The 18,343-nt window shown below is 65.0% G+C and carries 18 protein-coding genes; 7 read left to right on the top strand and 11 right to left on the bottom strand.

Annotation, left to right across the window (positions count from 1 at the left end):
* Positions 1–100: 100 nt before the first annotated feature.
* From AC25MA_RS09825 to def, 5 genes are all read right to left on the bottom strand, one after another.
* Entirely contained in the window at positions 101–409 is a 309-nt protein-coding gene (locus AC25MA_RS09825) for a tetratricopeptide repeat protein (protein ID WP_028690046.1), read from the bottom strand.
* Positions 410–420: 11 nt separating this feature from the next.
* A complete protein-coding gene (trkA, locus tag AC25MA_RS09830; RefSeq protein ID WP_028690047.1) occupies positions 421–1,794 on the bottom strand; it encodes a Trk system potassium transporter TrkA in 1,374 nt (457 codons plus the stop codon).
* A gap of 24 nt (positions 1,795–1,818) precedes the next feature.
* Positions 1,819–3,129: a 16S rRNA (cytosine(967)-C(5))-methyltransferase RsmB gene (gene rsmB / locus AC25MA_RS09835; RefSeq protein WP_062360029.1), complete on the bottom strand. Its 1,311-nt coding sequence runs from the start codon at positions 3,127–3,129 to the stop codon at positions 1,819–1,821.
* Positions 3,126–4,058 carry a methionyl-tRNA formyltransferase gene (fmt, locus tag AC25MA_RS09840; protein WP_028690049.1) on the bottom strand — a complete coding sequence of 311 codons (933 nt, stop codon included), beginning with the start codon at positions 4,056–4,058 and terminating at the stop codon, positions 3,126–3,128. The genes rsmB and fmt overlap by 4 nt, the downstream gene beginning before the upstream one ends.
* 62 nt (positions 4,059–4,120) lie before the next feature.
* Complete coding sequence (gene def, locus AC25MA_RS09845; protein WP_028690050.1) at positions 4,121–4,627, bottom strand: peptide deformylase; 507 nt, start codon at positions 4,625–4,627, stop codon at positions 4,121–4,123.
* Between the two features lie 208 nt (positions 4,628–4,835).
* On the opposite strand from def, the gene dprA reads away from it, so the two are divergent.
* From dprA to AC25MA_RS09860, 3 genes are all read left to right on the top strand, one after another.
* Entirely contained in the window at positions 4,836–5,933 is a 1,098-nt protein-coding gene (gene dprA, locus AC25MA_RS09850; protein WP_486971984.1) for a DNA-processing protein DprA, read from the top strand.
* A gap of 39 nt (positions 5,934–5,972) precedes the next feature.
* Positions 5,973–6,530 carry an L-threonylcarbamoyladenylate synthase type 1 TsaC gene (gene tsaC, locus AC25MA_RS09855; protein ID WP_069015955.1) on the top strand — a complete coding sequence of 186 codons (558 nt, stop codon included), beginning with the start codon at positions 5,973–5,975 and terminating at the stop codon, positions 6,528–6,530.
* A 467-nt stretch (positions 6,531–6,997) separates the two neighbouring features.
* Positions 6,998–7,297 (top strand): hypothetical protein, encoded by a 300-nt coding sequence (locus tag AC25MA_RS09860; protein WP_486972009.1) that lies wholly within the window; start codon positions 6,998–7,000, stop codon positions 7,295–7,297.
* Positions 7,298–7,411: 114 nt separating this feature from the next.
* Here the strand turns inward: AC25MA_RS09860 and AC25MA_RS09865 are convergent, their stop codons facing one another.
* Positions 7,412–8,389 (bottom strand): NADPH:quinone reductase, encoded by a 978-nt coding sequence (locus tag AC25MA_RS09865; protein ID WP_349738377.1) that lies wholly within the window; start codon positions 8,387–8,389, stop codon positions 7,412–7,414.
* Positions 8,390–8,521: 132 nt separating this feature from the next.
* Between AC25MA_RS09865 and hemF the strand changes: the two genes are divergently transcribed.
* Together hemF and aroE are read left to right on the top strand one after the other, a co-directional pair.
* A complete protein-coding gene (gene hemF, locus AC25MA_RS09870; RefSeq protein WP_011531485.1) occupies positions 8,522–9,433 on the top strand; it encodes an oxygen-dependent coproporphyrinogen oxidase in 912 nt (303 codons plus the stop codon).
* Between the two features lie 25 nt (positions 9,434–9,458).
* Positions 9,459–10,283 (top strand): shikimate dehydrogenase, encoded by an 825-nt coding sequence (aroE, locus tag AC25MA_RS09875; RefSeq protein ID WP_062360019.1) that lies wholly within the window; start codon positions 9,459–9,461, stop codon positions 10,281–10,283.
* A 318-nt stretch (positions 10,284–10,601) separates the two neighbouring features.
* On the opposite strand, the gene AC25MA_RS09880 is transcribed toward aroE, so the two are convergent.
* The 3 genes from AC25MA_RS09880 to betC form a co-directional block, all read right to left on the bottom strand.
* Positions 10,602–12,167, bottom strand: coding sequence for a SulP family inorganic anion transporter (locus AC25MA_RS09880; protein WP_349738376.1), 1,566 nt, complete (start codon positions 12,165–12,167; stop codon positions 10,602–10,604).
* A 149-nt stretch (positions 12,168–12,316) separates the two neighbouring features.
* Positions 12,317–13,240: a choline ABC transporter substrate-binding protein gene (gene choX, locus AC25MA_RS09885; RefSeq protein WP_486971985.1), complete on the bottom strand. Its 924-nt coding sequence runs from the start codon at positions 13,238–13,240 to the stop codon at positions 12,317–12,319.
* Positions 13,241–13,254: 14 nt separating this feature from the next.
* The gene (gene betC / locus AC25MA_RS09890; RefSeq protein WP_486971986.1) at positions 13,255–14,772 is read right to left on the bottom strand and encodes a choline-sulfatase; all 1,518 of its coding nucleotides are present in this window, start codon (positions 14,770–14,772) and stop codon (positions 13,255–13,257) included.
* 109 nt (positions 14,773–14,881) lie between these two features.
* Here betC and AC25MA_RS09895 point away from each other — a divergent pair, with 109 nt between their 5' ends.
* Together AC25MA_RS09895 and AC25MA_RS09900 are read left to right on the top strand one after the other, a co-directional pair.
* Complete coding sequence (locus tag AC25MA_RS09895) at positions 14,882–15,778, top strand: choline sulfate utilization transcriptional regulator (RefSeq protein WP_028688721.1); 897 nt, start codon at positions 14,882–14,884, stop codon at positions 15,776–15,778.
* 51 nt (positions 15,779–15,829) lie between these two features.
* Positions 15,830–16,162, top strand: coding sequence for a DOPA 4,5-dioxygenase family protein (locus AC25MA_RS09900; protein WP_486972010.1), 333 nt, complete (start codon positions 15,830–15,832; stop codon positions 16,160–16,162).
* A gap of 98 nt (positions 16,163–16,260) precedes the next feature.
* Here the strand turns inward: AC25MA_RS09900 and trpA are convergent, their stop codons facing one another.
* Positions 16,261–17,070, bottom strand: a complete 810-nt coding sequence (gene trpA / locus AC25MA_RS09905) for a tryptophan synthase subunit alpha (RefSeq protein ID WP_028688719.1) — start codon at positions 17,068–17,070, stop codon at positions 16,261–16,263.
* Entirely contained in the window at positions 17,067–18,284 is a 1,218-nt protein-coding gene (trpB, locus tag AC25MA_RS09910; RefSeq protein WP_028688718.1) for a tryptophan synthase subunit beta, read from the bottom strand. Before trpB ends, trpA begins: the two co-directional genes overlap by 4 nt.
* Positions 18,285–18,343 lie beyond the last annotated feature (59 nt).

The following is an 18,343-nucleotide window of genomic DNA, read 5'->3' on the forward strand; positions in this document are numbered from 1 at the left end:
TGCGCCCCTTTCGCGACACAAGGCCGCTCCTACAGGCGACCGCAATCCTCTGTAGGAGCGGCCTTGTGTCGCGATGGGCTGCAAAGCAGCCCCGGCGATCTCAAGCCTTGTTTAGCTTCTTGAGAAAAACGGTCATTTCTTTCTCGGCCTGCTTGTCGCCATGGGCCTGCGCCGCGACGATCCCCTCTTCCCAGGCCTTGCGCGCGCCGTCCAGATCCCCGCTCAACTGATACGCCTTCCCCAGCAGCTTCCACGCAGCCGAGTACTTCGGATCCTGCTTCACACAAGCCGACAGGTGCACCGCCGCTTGCGCGCCATTGCCCTCGTCCAGCCAGGCCTTGCCCAGCCCGAATCTCAGCAGCGGGTTATCCACACCCTTGGCCAGCATCTTCTCCAGCGATTCGCGCATGTCCTTCCCTCCTAGAAGAAACTCAGGCCCACGTGGAACAGCTTCTCCACGTCCCGAATATGCTTTTTATCCACAACGAACAGGATCACATGGTCGCCCGACTCGATCACCGTGTCGTCGTGGGCGATCAGCACTTCCTCGTCGCGGATGATCGCGCCGATGGTGGTGCCCGGTGGCAACGAGATGTCCTCGATGGCCTTGCCCACCACCTTGCTCGATTTCGAATCGCCATGGGCCACCGCTTCGATGGCCTCGGCCGCGCCCCGGCGCAGCGAGTGCACGCTGACGATATCGCCGCGGCGCACGTGGGCCAGCAAAGTGCCGATGGTGGCCAGCTGCGGGCTGATGGCGATGTCGATCTCGCCGCCCTGCACCAGGTCGACGTAGGCCGGGTTGTTGATGATGGTCATCACCTTGCGCGAGCCCAGGCGCTTGGCCAGCAGCGACGACATGATGTTGGCTTCGTCGTCGTTGGTCAGGGCCAGGAAGATGTCGGCGTCGGCGATGTTCTCTTCGAGCATCAGGTCGCGATCAGAAGCGCTGCCCTGCAGCACCACGGTGCTCTCCAGGGTATCGGAGAGGTAGCGGCAGCGCGCCGGGTTCATCTCGATGATCTTTACCTGGTAGCGGCTCTCGATGGCCTCGGCCAGACGCTCGCCGATCTGTCCGCCGCCGGCGATGACCACGCGCTTGTTGGTCTCGTCGATGCGCCGCAGCTCGCCCATCACTGCGCGGATATCCTTTTTTGCGGCAATGAAGAACACCTCGTCGTCGGCCTCGATCACCGTGTCGCCCTGAGGCGTGATCGGCCGGTCGCGACGGAAGATCGCCGCCACGCGGGTATCGACGTTGGGCATGTGGGCACGGATCTGGCGCAGTTGCTGGCCCACCAGCGGGCCGCCGTAGTAGGCCTTGACCGCCACCAGCTGGGCCTTGCCTTCGGCGAAGTCGATCACCTGCAGCGAGCCGGGGTGTTCGATCAGGCGCTTGATGTAGTTGGTCACCACCTGTTCAGGGCTGATCAGCACGTCCACCGGGATATGGTCGTTGTCGAACAGCTCTTCGCGGGTCAGGTAGGCCGACTCGCGCACCCGGGCGATCTTGGTCGGGGTGTGGAACAGCGAATAGGCGACCTGGCAGGCGACCATGTTGGTCTCGTCGCTGTTGGTCACCGCCACCAGCATGTCGGCGTCGTCGGCGCCGGCCTGGCGCAGCACCGTCGGCAGCGAGCCGCGGCCCTGCACGGTGCGGATGTCCAGGCGGTCGCCCAGGTCGCGCAGACGGTCGCCATCGGTGTCGACCACGGTGATGTCGTTGGCTTCGCTGGCCAGATGCTCCGCCAGCGTGCCGCCGACCTGTCCTGCGCCGAGGATGATGATCTTCATCCGCTACTCCCTAGGTTCTTGTTCTTACCCGCGCGAGGCGGCAATCTTGATCAGCTTGGCATAGTAGAAACCGTCGTGGCCGCCTTCCTGGGCCAGCAACTGGCGGCCGTGGGGCTGGCGCAGGCCGGCCTCGGTGGCCAGGTCCAGTTCGCGGGCGCCGGGGGTGCGGGCGAGGAAGGCGTCGATCACTTCGGTGTTCTCGGTCGGCAGGCTCGAGCAGGTGGCGTAGAGCAGCATGCCGCCCACTTCCAGGGTCGGCCACAGGGCGTCGAGCAGCTCGCCTTGCAGCGTGGCCAGGGCCGGGATGTCCTCGGCCTGGCGGGTCAGCTTGATGTCGGGGTGGCGGCGGATCACGCCGGTGGCCGAGCAGGGCGCATCGAGCAGGATGCGCTGGAACGACTTGCCGTCCCACCAGCTGGCGGTATCGCGGGCGTCGCAGGCGATCAGCTCGGCGTCGAGCTTGAGGCGGTCGAGGTTCTCGCGCACGCGGGCCAGCCGCTTGGCTTCCAGGTCGATGGCGACCATGTGGGCCAGGCCAGGTTCGGCTTCCAGCAGGTGGCAGGTCTTGCCGCCCGGGGCGCAGCAGGCGTCGAGCACGCGCTGGCCGGGGGCCAGTTCGAGTAGGTCGGCGGACAGCTGCGCGGCTTCGTCCTGCACGCTCACCCAGCCGTCGGCGAAGCCCGGCAGGCCGCGCACGTCGCAGGCCTCGGCCAGGACGATGCCGTCACGGCTGTACTGGCAGGCGCTGGCCTGGATGCCGGCCTCGGCCAACAGCGCCAGGTAGGCATCGCGGCTGTGATGGCGGCGGTTGATCCGCAGGATCATCGGCGGGTGGGCGTTGTTGGCGGCGCAGATGGCTTCCCATTGTTCCGGCCAGAAGGCTTTCAGCGATTTCTGCAGCCAGCGCGGGTGGGCGGTACGCACCACCGGGTCGCGTTCCATGCTGGCGAGCAGTTCCTCGCCTTCACGCTGGGCGCGGCGCAGAACGGCGTTGAGCAGCCCCTTGGCCCACGGCTTCTTGAGTTTGTCGGCGCAACCCACGGTTTCGCCGATGGCGGCGTGGGCCGGGATGCGCGTGTAGAACAGCTGGTACAGGCCGACCAGCAGCAGCGCCTGCACATCGGCGTCGGCGGCCTTGAATGGCTTCTGCAGCAGTTGTGCGGCCAGCAGGTCCAGGCGTGGCTGCCAGCGGGCGGTGCCGAAGGCCAGGTCTTGCGTGAGGCCGCGGTCGCGCTCCTCGACCTTGTCCAGCTGCGCCGGCAGCGAGCTGTTCAGCGAAGCCTTGCCGCTGAGCACAGCGGCAAGGGCACGGGCGGCGGCCAGGCGTGGGTTCATTGGCCGAGCACCTTGCCACCGGCGAACTTCTCGCGACGGCTGTTGAACAGGTCGCTGAAGGCCAGGGCCTTGCCGCCTGGCAGTTGCAGGCGGGTCAGGCTCAGTGCGCCGTCACCGCAGGCGACCACCAGGCCGTCCTTGCTGGCGGAGAGGATTTCGCCGGGGGCGCCCTTGCCTGTGGACAAGTTGGCGGCCAGCACCTTCACGCTTTCGCCGTCGAGGGTGCTGTGGCACACCGGCCAGGGGTTGAAGGCACGGATCAGGCGCTCCAGCTCGACGGCCGGGCGGCTCCAGTCGATGCGGGCTTCGTCCTTGTTCAGCTTGTGGGCATAAGTGGCCAGGGCATCGTCCTGCACTTCACCTTGCAGCGAACCGTCTGCCAAGCCGGCGATTGCCTGGACTACAGCAGGCGGGCCCATTTCGGCGAGGCGGTCATGCAGGGTGCCACCGGTGTCCTCGGCGCTGATCGGGGTGACCACCTTGAGCAGCATCGGGCCGGTATCCAGGCCGGCTTCCATGCGCATCACGGTCACACCGCTCTCGGCGTCGCCGGCTTCCACGGCGCGCTGGATCGGCGCCGCCCCGCGCCAGCGTGGCAGCAGCGATGCGTGGCTGTTGATGCAGCCCAGGCGCGGAATATCCAGCACCACTTGCGGCAGGATCAGGCCGTAGGCGACCACCACCATCAGGTCCGGCTTGAGCGCGGCGAGCTCGGCTTGCGCCTCGGCGTTGCGCAGGGTCTGCGGCTGGTACACCGGGATGTCGTGGGCCACGGCCAGCGCCTTGACTGCGCTCGGCATGAGCTTCTGGCCACGGCCGGCCGGGCGATCGGGCTGGGTGTAGACGGCCACGATCTCGTACGGGCTGTCGAGCAGGGCCTTGAGGTGTTCGGCGGCAAACTCTGGAGTGCCTGCGAAGACGATGCGCATGGAGTTCTCGCTTGTTCAAAAAGAAAAAGGCTTGCCGGAGCAAGCCTTCTGGAAGGTGGGGATCAGGCTTGCTGGCGGTGCTGCTTTTCCAGCTTCTTCTTGATCCGATCGCGTTTGAGCTGGGACAGGTAATCGACGAACAGCTTGCCGTTGAGGTGATCGAACTCGTGCTGCACGCACACGGCCAGCAGGCCTTCGCATTCCAGTTCGTAGGGCTTGCCGTCGCGGTCCTGGGCCTTGACCCGCACGCGCAGCGGGCGATCGACGTTCTCGTAGAAGCCGGGCACCGACAGGCAGCCTTCCTGGTACTGGCCCATGTCGTGGGTCAGCTCCTCGACCGTGGGGTTGATGAATACGCGCGGCTCGCTGCGGTCTTCGCTCAGGTCCATCACCACGACCTGCTTGTGCACGTTGACCTGGGTCGCGGCCAGGCCGATGCCGGGCGCCTCGTACATGGTCTCGAACATGTCGTCGATCAGCTGGCTCAAGGCGTCGTCGAACTCCGTCACCGGTTTGGCGATGGTGCGCAGGCGCGGATCGGGAAATTCGAGAATGTTCAAAATAGCCATGGCGGTCAGGCAGTCACTGTGCGGTCGGTTGAAAACTGAGCACACATAATAAAGGGAAATGGGGCGTTCGGCACCTGTGAAGCTTGGCTAGGGTCTCTATGGGCTTGATAGCTGCCATTTCATGGACAGCTTTTCAAAGTGTTACTCACAAAGTTATCCACAGGCTGTGCCACGTATCTGGCCCCCTGTCGATCAAGGATGATCCACCATGAACCCATCCCGTTCGTCGCCTTGTCCGCCTGCGGAACTGGAGGCGCGGCTGCGTCTTCATAGCCTTCCGGAGATTGGCTTGCGTCGTTTCCATACCCTCATCGAAGCGTTCGGCAGTGCCTCGTCGGCACTCAGCGCGCCGGCCAGTGCCTGGCAGGCGTTGGGACTGAAGGTTGCCAGTATAGACGCCCGGCGCAGCCCGCAAGTGCGCGATGGCGCATTGGCTGCAATGCGCTGGCTAGAGCGTCCGGGCCAGTATTTACTGATGTGGGACGGGCCTGGCTACCCGGCGTTGCTGGCCGAGATAGACGATCCGCCGCCGCTGTTGTTCGTCGCGGGCGACCCCGATTTACTCGAACAACCGCAACTGGCGATCGTGGGTAGCAGGCGTGCTTCACCCCCGGCGCTGGATACCGCAGGCGCGTTTTCCCGATGCCTTTCCCAGGCTGGTTTCACCATCACCAGCGGGCTGGCGCTGGGCGTCGACGGTGCCGCTCATCGGGCCGCTTTGAAGGCCGGCGGGCACACCATCGGGGTGCTCGGCACGGGGTTGCAAAAACTTTATCCACAGCGCCACCGTGACCTGGCACGGGCAATGCTCGACAGTGGCAGCGCGCTGGTTTCCGAGTACCCGCTGGATGCCGGCCCGCTGGCCGGCAACTTCCCGCGTCGCAACCGGATCATCAGCGGCTTGTCGCTGGGTGTGCTGGTGGTCGAGGCCAGCCTGGCCAGCGGTTCGTTGATCACCGCACGGCTTGCCGCCGAACAGGGGCGGGAGGTGTACGCGATTCCCGGGTCCATTCATCACCCCGGCGCCAAGGGCTGCCATCAGTTGATCCGCGACGGTGCGCTGCTGGTGGAAAGCGTGGAGCAGATCCTCGACAGCCTGCGTGGGTGGCAGAACCTGCCGCCTGCGATTGTGGATAAACCCGCTCATCCATTGATCGACCTGCTCCACGCCGCACCCCAGACCACCGAGGGCCTGGCCAGCAGCAGCGGCCTGCCACTGGCCCAGGTACTGGCCAGCCTTACCGAGCTGGAGCTCGAAGGCCGGGTGAGCAATGAAGCCGGGCGTTGGTTTGCCCGTGCGGGCTAAGTACACTGCGCGCACGGCGTTAATGCGGAGAGACGGAAAATGGTGAGCAGTTGGCGTGTGCAACAAGCCGCGCGCGAGGTGAAGGCGGGTGCGGTGATCGCCTATCCGACGGAAGCGGTCTGGGGCCTGGGCTGCGACCCGTGGAACGAGGACGCGGTGTATCGCCTGCTGGCGCTCAAGTCGCGGCCTGTGGATAAAGGGCTGATCCTGGTCGCCGACAACATTCGCCAGTTCGACTTTCTGTTCGAGGATTTCCCCCAGGACTGGATCGACCGCATGAGCGCCACCTGGCCTGGGCCTAACACCTGGCTGGTGCCGCACCAGGGTCTGCTGCCCGAGTGGGTGACCGGGCAGCATGACACCGTGGCCTTGCGAGTCAGCGATCATCCACAGGTGCGCGAGCTGTGCGCGCTGGTGGGGCCGCTGATTTCCACCTCTTGCAACCCGGCTGGGCGCCCGGCGGCCAAGAGCCGGTTGCGGGTGGAGCAGTATTTCCACAAGCAGCTGGACATGGTGCTGGGTGGGGCGTTGGGTGGGCGGAAGAACCCGAGCCTGATTCGCGACCTGGCGACCGGCGAGGTTGTGCGCCCGGGCTGATACCGCTGGCGAGGGCTTCGCACTCGTTTCGCGACACAAGGCCGCTCTTACAGGTACAGCGCAGCTCTCAGGCTTGGCGCTGTAACCTGTGGGAGCGGCCTTGTGCCGCGAAAGGGCCGCAAAGCGGCCCCAGAATTCCCGCCGATTTTTCTGATTTGCATCCAGATGGCTGCCCATTCTGAATTCAGAGAAATATCCTACGCAGTCTGTCGACTGCCATTACCTTCTCAGTGGGAACGCCTGCCTTTAGGCTCCAAACCGTCGCCGAATAACTTGGCGATCGGGTGTGGTAACCCGGTAACAGGAAGGTATCAGAGTCGTCTATGGCGGCTGTGCGCGGGAGGCTTTCGAGCCTGCCGGGTCTGGTACCTCCCCGGTTTACCACCCCGTGTACAGCTGCCACCCATTCGTGTGGTAACGGACGAGGTGTCAGCCCTACTCTGGTAGAGGTTGCCATGAACAAGTAGATTGTCCCCGATCCACCACTTCCTAACACCACAACCCACCCCTTCGGCCGCTGCGACGCCGGCCACCCTCCACTCTTCACCGTAAACCCCAACATCGAAGCCCACGACGCCCTGGTGCACGTCGCGCTCTACCTGCGCTGTGCCTACGACACCGGCATCAAGGCCCTCGACCACCTGCGCGACGAGGGGCGTGGCATGTACTGGTCGAGCCTGCATTCGCTGGAAATGGCGGAGGGGTTGGTGGAGGCGATGCTCGATGGCATCGAGTCGGCGCCAGCAGTCAAGAAATCCACCGGCTGAGCTGACGCAATCGCGGGGCAAGTCGCAGCGGCGCACCGCCGCTCCCACGAGATCAACGCCGATCCAGCGTGGGAGCGGCGGTGCGTCGCTGCGACTTGCCCCGCGATAGGGGCTTCAAGGCAGAAGCACAGTCGAGCCAACGGTCCGCCGCGCCGACAACTCCGCCTGCGCCTTGGCCGCCTCGCTCAACGGATACCGTTGCTGGATATCCACAACCAGCTTGCCGCTGGCGATCATCGCGAACAGGTCATCGGCCATGGCCTGGGTGTTCTCGGCATTGTTGGCGTAGCTCGCCAGCGTCGGCCGGGTGACATACAACGACCCCTTCTGCGACAGGATCCCCAAGTTGACCCCGGTTACCGCGCCGGAGGCATTGCCAAAGCTGACCATCAAACCGCGCGGCCGCAGGCAATCCAGCGAAGTCAGCCAGGTATCGGCGCCCACGCCGTCATACACCACCGCGCACTTCTGACCGTCTGTCAGCTCCAGCACACGCTTGGCCACGTCTTCATGGCTGTAGTCGATGGTCGCCCAGGCGCCGAGGGCCTTGGCCCGTTCGGCTTTCTCAGCAGAGCTGACGGTACCGATCAGCTTCGCGCCCAGCGCCTTGGCCCACTGGCAAGCCAGCGACCCCACACCGCCGGCGGCGGCATGGAACAGCACGAAGTCCCCCGGCTGCAGGGCATAGGTCTGCTTGAGCAAATACTGCGTGGTCAGCCCCTTGAGCATTACCGCCGCCGCCTGTTCGAAGCTGATCGCCTCCGGCAGCTTCACCAGGTTGGCCTCCGGCAGCGTATGCACCTCGCTGTAGGCCCCAAGCGGCCCACCGGCATAGGCCACGCGGTCGCCGACCTTGATCCGGCTGACACCCTCGCCCACCGCCTCGACCACGCCGGCCGCTTCGGTGCCCAGCCCGGAAGGCAGCGCAGGCGGCGCATACAGCCCGTTGCGGAAATAGGTGTCGATGAAATTCAGGCCGATCGCATGGTTACGCACCCGCACCTGCTGCGGGCCGGGCGGTGCCGGGTCGAACTCCACCAGTTGCAGGACTTCCGGGCCGCCATGCTGGCTGAACTGGATACGCTTGGCCATCACATACTCCTGTCGTCGAGGGTCGCAAAGGCCTTCTATCGGACGCCTTTGCTTGACCGCCGTCAACTGCGACGCGGCGTCGGCCGGTGGTATGCTACGCGGCGAATTTTCCCGCTCCTTCCAGGTGACCCGATGACCAGCCGCACCGAGGCCGTAAAAGCCTACCTGCTCGACCTGCAAGACCGCATCTGCTCTGCCCTCGAAACCGAAGACGGCGGCGCCCGCTTCGTCGAGGATGCCTGGGTGCGCGATGCCGGCGGCGGTGGTCGCACGCGGGTGATCGGCGAGGGCAAGGTGATCGAGAAAGGCGGGGTGAACTTCTCCCACGTGTTCGGCGCCGGCCTGCCGCCGTCGGCCAGTGCCCACCGCCCGGAGCTGGCGGGCCGTGGCTTCGAGGCCCTGGGCGTGTCGCTGGTGATCCACCCGCACAACCCGCATGTGCCGACCTCCCACGCCAATGTGCGCTTCTTCATCGCCGAAAAAGAGGGTGAAGAGGCGGTATGGTGGTTCGGTGGCGGCTTCGACCTGACCCCGTACTACGGCAACGAAGAAGACTGCGTGCACTGGCACCGCGTCGCCGAGCAGGCCTGCGCGCCGTTCGGCGCCGACGTCTACCCGCGCTACAAGGCCTGGTGCGACCGCTACTTCCACCTCAAGCACCGCGGCGAGCCGCGCGGCATCGGCGGCCTGTTCTTCGATGATCTGAACGAGTGGGACTTCGACACCTGCTTCGCCTTCATGCGCGCCATCGGCGACGCCTACGTCGATGCCTACCTGCCGATCATCCAGCGCCGCAAGGACACGCCGTACACTGCCAAGCAGCGTGAATTCCAGGAATACCGCCGTGGCCGCTACGTCGAGTTCAACCTGGTCTACGACCGTGGCACGCTGTTCGGTTTGCAGTCGGGCGGTCGTACCGAGTCGATCCTGATGTCGCTGCCGCCGCAGGTGCGTTGGGGCTACGATTGGAAAGCGGAGCCTGGCAGCGAAGAAGCGCGCCTGACCGACTATTTCCTGCAGGACCGCGACTGGCTCGCCCAGTAAGCCTGTGGATAACCGAGGAGCTCCCATGGACCAGTACGTCGTATTCGGCAACCCCATCGGCCATAGCAAGTCGCCGTTGATCCACCGCCTGTTCGCCGACCAGACCGGCCAGGACCTGGAGTACGCCACCCTGCTGGCGCCACTGGACGAGTTCAGCGACTGCGCCACAGGCTTCTTCAAGCAAGGCAGCGGCGCCAACGTCACCGTGCCATTCAAGGAAGAGGCTTATCGTCTGTGCGACAGCCTCACCCCGCGTGCGCAACGTGCTGGCGCGGTGAACACCCTGACCAAGCTGGCCGACGGTACCTTACAAGGCGACAACACCGACGGCGCCGGGCTGGTGCGTGACCTGACGGTGAACGCCGGGGTGACCTTGGCTGGCAAGCGCATCCTTATCCTTGGCGCCGGCGGTGCTGTTCGGGGTGTGCTGGAGCCGATCCTGGCGCACAAGCCACAGTCGCTGGTGATCGCCAACCGTACCGTCGAGAAAGCCGAGCAGCTGGCGCGGGAGTTCGATGAGCTGGGGCCGGTGGTGGCCAGTGGTTTCAGCTGGTTGCAGGAGCCGGTGGACGTGATCATCAACGCTACTTCTGCGAGCTTGTCTGGCGAACTGCCGCCGATTGCCGACAGCCTGGTCGAGGCGGGGCGCACCGTCTGCTACGACATGATGTATGGCAAGGAGCCGACACCTTTCTGCCAGTGGGCCAGCAAGCTGGGTGCGGCCAAGGTGCTGGATGGGCTGGGGATGCTGGCCGAGCAGGCGGCCGAGGCGTTCTTTATCTGGCGGGGGGTGCGTCCTGACACGGTGCCTGTGCTGGATGAGTTGCGTCGGCAACTGGCGCGCAGTTGACTTCGGGGCGCTGTTGGATGAATTGCCGTTCCAGGTCGATTTGCTGCTGGTAGTGAGCGAGTTTGGCTGTGGATTGCGTTTCGCCAGTGTAGGGATCGCGAGCGGTCATGTCGCTTTCCAGCCGGGCAATCCGTACTTGAGCATCGGCAACGCTCCAGCAGTTATCCACAGCGCCGCTGCCTTGAGCAGCTAGTAATGGCACGAGTGCCAGGGCGAGATGAACGCAACTACTCATGGCGTGCTCCGCAGTGAATGAGCGTTGTTTACTCTTTCATCGCCTGCACGCTGTTCGCAACTGACAGAAATGCCAGTTGACCATCAGTCCTCGAAGCGAATCGGGCAACTCGCCATGCCTTCCAGCTTCTGCAGTTCCTCGATCACCTGCGGCCTTGCCCGCTGCAACGTCAGGCTCCCGCCATTACGCTTCAACCGCCGCGCTTCGCGGTGCAACATATCCACACCCGAATAATCGATGAAGTTCACCTGCCGCGCATCGATCACCACATGCGGCCCCTCGCAGCGCTGCAAGCGCAGCTGCAGGTAATGCGCCGCGCCGAAGAAGATCGACCCGCCCACCCGCAACACGTCCGCCTCCCCTTCCCGGCTCTGCTGCACTCGCGGCCTCGAGGTGCGCTTGAGGTAGAAGAACAGCGATGCCAGCACCCCGGCGTAGATCGCCGTCTGCAGCTCGAGCAGCAGGGTCGCGGCGGCGGTCAGCGCCATGACCAGGAACTCCGAACGGCTGACCCGGAACAGCGCGCGGATGCCGCGATGGTCCACCAGCCCCCAGCAAATCAGCAAGATGCTGCCCGCCATCGCCGGGATCGGCAGATGGGCGATCAGCCCGGCCCCCGCCACCGCGAACAGCGCCACCCACAGCGCCGAGAACACCCCGGCCAACGGCGAGCGGGCCCCTGCGTCGTAGCTGAGCCCGGAGCGGGTAAAGGAGCCGGAGGACAGGTAGCCGGAGAACAATGCCCCGATGATGTTCGACAAGCCCTGGGCGCGAATCTCCTGGTTGGCGTCGATCAGTTGCTCGGAACGTGCGGACAGGGAACGGGCGATGGACAGGCTGGTGACCAGCCCAAGCATGCCGACAGCCACGGCACTGGGCAGCAGGCGCAGGATCAGTTCCACATCGAGTAACGGCAGTGGGCTGAGCGGTGGCAACTGGCCGACGAAGGCGGGCACACGCGGCACATGGCCGAACACGCCGGGCAACAGCCAGGCCGCCAGGCTGACCAGCAGCAGACTTATCAACAGGCTCGGCCAGCGTTGCCGCCACAGTTTCAACAGCACGCCAATCGCCAGGGTGCTCAGCCCCAGAACCAGCGATGGCATGTCCACCTCGCCAATATGACCGGCCAATTCCTGCACGGTCTTCAGAGCCGTGGCCTGGCTTGGCAGGTCCAGGCCCAGCAGGTTGGGCAGTTGCCCCAGCGCGATGACGACGGCGGCACCGAGGGTGAAGCCCAGCACCACCGAATGGGAGACGAAGTTGACCAGCGCGCCGAAGCGCAGCAGCCCCAGCATGAGCTGGAAGACGCCGCCGAGGAAGGTCAGCAGCAGCACCAGGGTCACGTAGTCGTCGCTGCCGGCCACGGCCAGCGGGCTGATGCTGGCGGAGAGAACGATGGAGATGGCGGCGGTGGGGCCGCAGATCAGGTGCCAGGACGAGCCCCACAGGCAGGCCACCAGCACCGGCACGATGGCGGCGTACAGGCCGTACTCGGCGGGCAGACCGGCGATCAGGGCGTAGGCGATCGATTGCGGCAGGGCAAGGATAGCGCCGCTCAGGCCTACCAGCAGGTCCTGGCGCAGGCTGCGGCCCGATTGACGGGGGAGCCAGGTGAGGAAGGGCAGCAGGTGGTGGAGACGAGGCATGCGTCATTCCTGTTCAGTATCGCTGGCGAGGGCTTTGCCCTCGTTTCGCGACACAAGGCCGCCCCCACAGAAGAGCGCGAATCCCTGTGGGAGCGGCCTTGCGTCGCGAAAGGGCCGCAAAGCGGCCCCGGCAGCCTAACAGACAAAAATCAGAGTTTGGCTTTAACCGCTTCTGCTGCGTCCCCACCAGCCTTGGTAGTCACTCCAGCCAACCAACCATCCAGCAACTCTGGGCGCTTCTTCACCCAAGCCCTGGCCGCCTCATCAAAGCTCACCTTCTTGTCCACAACCTCGGCCATGATGCTGTTCTCCATGTCCAGCGTGAACGTCAGGTTGCTCAACAGCTTCGCCGCATTCGGGCAAGCCTGTGGATATCCCTTGCGAGTCAGCGTGTACACATCACCTTTGCTCCCAAACCATTTTTCGCCACCCGTGAGGTAATGCATCTTCAACTTCACGTTCATTGGATGCGGTGTCCAGCCGAGGAAGGTGATGAACTGCTGCTTCTTTACCGCCCGATCCACCTGGGCCAGCATCGCCTGTTCGCTGGATTCGACCAGCTTCCACTGCCCAAGCGCGAAGTCGTTCTTGTCGATGATCGCCTTCAGCGACAGGTTGGCCGGTGCGCCGGAGCCGATGCCGTAGAGCTTCTTGTCGAACCTGTCGGCGTACTTGTGCAGGTCGGCGAAGTCCTTCACGCCGGCCTTCCAGACATAATCGGGCACCGCCAGGGTGAACTCGGTGCCCTCCAGGTTGCGCGCCAGCTGTTGCACGTCGCCATTGGCGATGAACTTGTCATGAAAACCCTGCTGCGCCGGCATCCAGTTGCCGAGGAAGGCATCCACCCGGCCATCTTTCAGGCCGCCGTAGATGATCGGCACGGCCAGGCTGTCGATCTTCACCTGGTAACCCAGGCTTTCCAGGAGCAGGCGGGCGACGGCGTTGGTGCTGGCGATATCGCTCCAGCCGGGGTCGGCCAGTTTCACGGTGCTGCATTGCGCGTCGCCGTCGGCGGCGTGGGCCGTGCCCAGGCTCAGGGCCAGGGCAAGTACGGCGGTGGAGAACTTCTGCATGGCGGCCTCTCTTCTCAATCCAGGGGTGCGGGCTGTGGATAACGTGCCTTGCGCTCGAGGTCGTCGAGATCGATGTGGTTGCGCATGTACTGTTGGCCGGCGTCCACCAGCGGTTGGTGGTCCCAGCTTTTCAGCGTGCCGATGGCCAGCGCCTCGGCTACCAGGCGGCGGCGGCGTTGGCTGGCCAGCACCTGCTGGCGCAGGCTGGGGATATCCCAGCGCAGCTTGGCTTCATCGACAAATGCCTGCAGCAGCGCCTGGTGGTCGGGGCTGCCGGTGAGGTTCTCCCGCTCGTGCGGGTCGCGGCTCAGGTCGTAGAGTAAACAGGGGTCGTCCTCGCTGTACACGAACTTGTAGGCGCCGCGGCGGATCATCATCAGCGGGCCGACGGTACCTTCGGCCATGTATTCGCCGATCACCTCGTCATGCCCGCCCTGCCCTTGCAGGTGGCCGAGCAGCGAGCGGCCGTCCAGGTGCAGATCTTTATCCACAGCACCGCCAGCCAGCTCGACCAACGTCGGCAGCAGGTCGCAGGTGGAAACGCTGGCGCTGATGCGCGCAGGTTTGAAGTGCTTGGGCGCGTGGATCAGCAGCGGTACCCGCGCCGACATCTCGAACCAGTGCATCTTGTACCAAAGCCCCCGCTCGCCAAGCATGTCGCCGTGGTCGCCGGAGAAGATGATCAGGGTGTCGTCGGCCAGGCCGCAGTCTTCCAGCGTCTGCAGAAGCAGGCCGATATTGTCGTCGATATAGCTGCAGGCGCCGAAGTAGGCGCGGCGGGCATCGCGGATCTTGTCCACGGGCAGCGGCTTGTCCCACAGGTCATAGACCTTGAGCAGGCGCTGCGAGTGCGGGTCTTGCTGGCTCTGGGCGATCACGTCGCGGGGTAGCGGGATATCCACAGCCTCGTAGAGATCCCAGTAGCGTTTGGGGATGGTGTACGGATCGTGCGGGTGGGTCATCGACACGGTCAGGCAGAACGGCCGGCCATCGTCTTCGCGCACGTGGTCATAGAGGTACTGGCGTGCCTTGAACACCACCTCCTCGTCGAAATCCAGCTGGTTGGTGCGCACGCACGGCCCGGCCTGAAGCACCGAGGACATGTTGTGGTACCAGCTCGGGCGCTCGTCAGGCGCGTCCCAGTTCACCGCCCAGCCATAGTCGGCCGGGTAGATGTCGCTGGTCAGGCGCTCTTCGTAGCCGTGCAACTGGTCCGGGCCGCAGAAATGCATCTTGCCCGACAGCGCGGTGCGGTAGCCGATGCGGCGCAGGTAGTGGGCGTAGGTCGGAATGTCGGCGGGAAAGTCGGCGGCGTTGTCGTAGGCGCCGATGTGGCTGGGCAACTGGCCGCTGACCAGGGTGAAGCGCGAGGGCGCGCACAGCGGGCTGTTGCAGTAGGCGGAGTCGAACACCACGGCCTGCTCGGCGAGGCGCGCCAGGTTGGGCATCTTGATCGGCGACGGGCTGTAGATCGGCAACAGCGGCGCGGCCATCTGGTCGGCCATGATGAACAGGATATTGGGTTGCTTCATGGTGCCCTTCCATCGTCGAGAGTTATGGTGAACGCTTGCAATACAGCATGGAGCTGTGGATAAGGTGGGTAAAGCCCACGTCGGGCAATGACTGGGATTAGCCATGCTTATGTTTGAACACCTTGCCGACCTGTCTCTGGACGCATTGCGCGTGTTCGAGTCCGCCGCGCGCTTGCGTAGCTTCACGGCTGCGGCCGTGGAGCTGGGCACCACCCAGCCGGCGGTCAGCCAGCAGATGAAGCGCCTGGAGGCGCAGTTGGGCACGCGGTTGTTCGACCGGATCTACCGGGGCATCGAGTTGACCGAGGCGGGGTTGCTATTGTTCGAACAGGTGCACCAGGGCTTGCAGGCGATGGACGATGGCGTCGCCCAAGCCAGCGGGCGCGGCCAGCGCGAGGTGCTGCAGGTGGCTACGGACTTCGCCTTTGCGGCGTTCTGGCTGATGCCGCGCTTGCAGCGTTTCCACGACGCTTATCCACAGGTGGACGTGAGCCTGGTGACCGGCGAGCGCAGCCAGGGGATGTTGCGCCCGGACATCGATGTGGCGGTGCTGTTTGGTGATGGGCGTTTCCATCAGGGCGAGAGTCGCTGGTTGTTCGACGAGGAGGTCTTCCCGGTCTGCAGCCCACGGCTGACTCATGGCAAACCCTTGTCAGCCGAGGCTTTGCAACGATTGCCGTTGTTGCACCTGAAGGGCGAGCAGGCCAGTCGCTGGTTCGATTGGGCCGGTGTCTTCCGTGGTCTTGGTGTGGACAGCCCTCCTCCGTCCGGTCAACTGCGGTTCGACAACTACACCCTGCTGATTCAGGCGGCGATTGCTGGCCAAGGCGTGGCGATCGGCTGGGCGCATCTGGTGGACGGGCTGGTCGGGCAGGGGCTGCTGTGCCGGCCGCTGGAAGGCAGCTTGCGCTCGAAGCGGGGGTATTACGTGGTGCTGCCGCCACGCAAGCGGCGTGGGGCGTTGATCGAGCGGTTTGTGGATTGGCTGGAGCAGGAGCGTCTGTAATGAGATGGCGTAGACTTCAAGATGTTCGCATTACTGCAATCAGGAGCCATCGTGCAAAGGATCAAGGGCTATCACGCCCACGTGTACTACGACGCATCGACCATGGAGCAGGCCCGTGAACTATGCGAGGAAGCAACGCGGCTGTTTCCCGTGACCATGGGACGCATGCACCAGAAACCGGTCGGGCCGCACCCTGACTGTAGCTGTCAGCTGGCCTTCGGGCCGGAGGTGGTGGGTGTGGTGTTGCCGTGGCTGGCGCTGTATCGCAAGGGGCTGGTGGTGTTCCTGCACCCGGAAACCGGGGATGAGCTGGCGGATCACCGCGATCATGCGATCTGGATGGGGGCGATCAGGCCGTTGGATCTGTCGATATTTGGTGCTTGATGCAACGTGGGAGCGGGCTTGTCCCGCGACAGCGGCGGTGAGTCCACCATCGTTATCGCGGGGCAAGCCCGCTCCCACAAATACACCTGCTGCGCGGATCAGTTGCGGGCGGCGCGCACGCCTTCGGCCAGCGCCGAGCACAGGCTCAGCACATCGTTCACTGCCTGACCGGCATCCTTGGCCTGGGCGATCTTGTCGACCAGCGCCGAACCGACCACCACGCCATCGGCCAGGCGGGCAATGGCAGCAGCCTGCTCCGGCGTGCGGATGCCGAAACCGACGCTGATCGGCAGATCGGTATGCCGACGCAGGCGGGCAATGGCCTCGGTCACATGCTCGGTGGTTGCCGAACCCGCACCGGTCACACCTGCCACCGACACGTAGTAGACGAACCCGGAGCTGCGCTCCAGCACGCGCGGCAGGCGCGCATCGTCGGTGGTCGGGGTGGTCAGGCGGATGAAGTCGATGCCTGCGGCCTGGGCCGGGGTGGCCAGTTCGGCGTCGTGTTCCGGTGGCAGGTCGACGATGATCAGGCCATCGACGCCCGCTTCTTTTGCCTCGGCGACGAACTGCTCCACGCCGAAGCGGTGGATCGGGTTGTAGTAACCCATCAGCACGATGGGCGTGGTCTGGTTATCCACACGGAATTCGCGAACCATCTGCAGGGTCTTGGCCAGGGTCTGGCCGGCTTCCAGGGCGCGCAGGGTGGCGAGCTGGATGGCCACGCCGTCGGCCATCGGGTCGGTGAACGGCATGCCCAGTTCGATCACATCGGCGCCAGCGGCCGGCAGGCCCTTGAGGATCTCCAGCGAGGCGTCGTAGCCCGGGTCGCCAGCGGTGACGAAGGTGACCAGGGCGGAACGGCCTTCGGCCTTCAGTTCGGCGAAGCGTTGTTCGAGACGGCTCATGCCTGTTTCTCCTGGGCGGCCATGTGGTTCATCACAGTTTGCATGTCCTTGTCGCCGCGACCGGACAGGCAGATCACCATCAGGTGGTCCTTGGGCAGCTTCGGCGCGCGCTTGATCGCCTCGGCCAGGGCGTGGGAGCTTTCCAGCGCCGGGATGATGCCCTCCAGGCGGCAGGTGGCGTGGAAGGCGTCGAGGGCCTCGTCGTCGGTGATGCTGACGTACTCCACGCGTTTCACTTCGTGCAGGTAGGCGTGCTCCGGGCCGATGCCGGGGTAGTCCAGGCCTGCGGAGATCGAGTGGGCGTCGGTGATCTGGCCGTCGTCGTCCTGCAGCAGGTAGGTGCGGTTGCCGTGCAGCACACCCGGCACGCCGCCGTTGAGGCTGGCCGCGTGCTTGTCGGTGTGCACGCCGTGGCCGCCGGCTTCGACGCCGATGATCTGCACGCTGGCGTCATCGAGGAAGTCGTGGAACAGGCCCATGGCGTTGGAGCCGCCGCCGACGCAGGCGATCAGGCTGTCGGGCAGGCGCCCTTCCTTCTCCTGCAGCTGGGCGCGGGTTTCCTTGCCGATGATCGACTGGAAGTCGCGGACCATCGCCGGGTACGGGTGCGGGCCTGCCACGGTGCCGATCAGGTAGAAGGTGTCCTCGACGTTGGTGACCCAGTCGCGCAGGGCCTCGTTCATGGCGTCCTTCAGGGTGCCGGTGCCGGCGGTCACCGGGACGATCTCGGCACCCAGCAGCTTCATGCGGAACACGTTGGCCTGCTGGCGCTCGATGTCGGTGGCGCCCATGTAGATCACGCAGGGCAGGCCGAAGCGCGCGGCGACGGTGGCGGTGGCCACGCCGTGCATGCCGGCGCCGGTCTCTGCGATCAGGCGCTTCTTGCCCATGCGCTTGGCCAGCAGCACCTGGCCGATGCAGTTGTTCACCTTGTGCGCGCCGGTGTGGTTGAGCTCTTCACGCTTGAAGAAGATCTTCGCGCCGCCGCAGTGCTCGGTCAGGCGCTCGGCGAAGTACAGCGGGTTGGGGCGGCCGATGTAGTCGCGCTGGAAGTAGGCCAGTTCTTCGAGGAACGTGGGGTCGGCCTTGGCCGCTTCGTATTCGCGGGCCAGGTCCAGCACCAGGGGCATCAGGGTTTCGGCCACGTAGCGGCCGCCGAACGAGCCGAACAGGCCGTTGGCATCGGGGCCGGCGCGGTATTGGGTCTGGGTCATGGGGCGCTCCAGGGCGTAATGGATGAGTGATGGGCTTTACTCTAACCACGACGTGGCCG

The organism is Pseudomonas sp. P65(2024), from assembly GCF_057480955.1.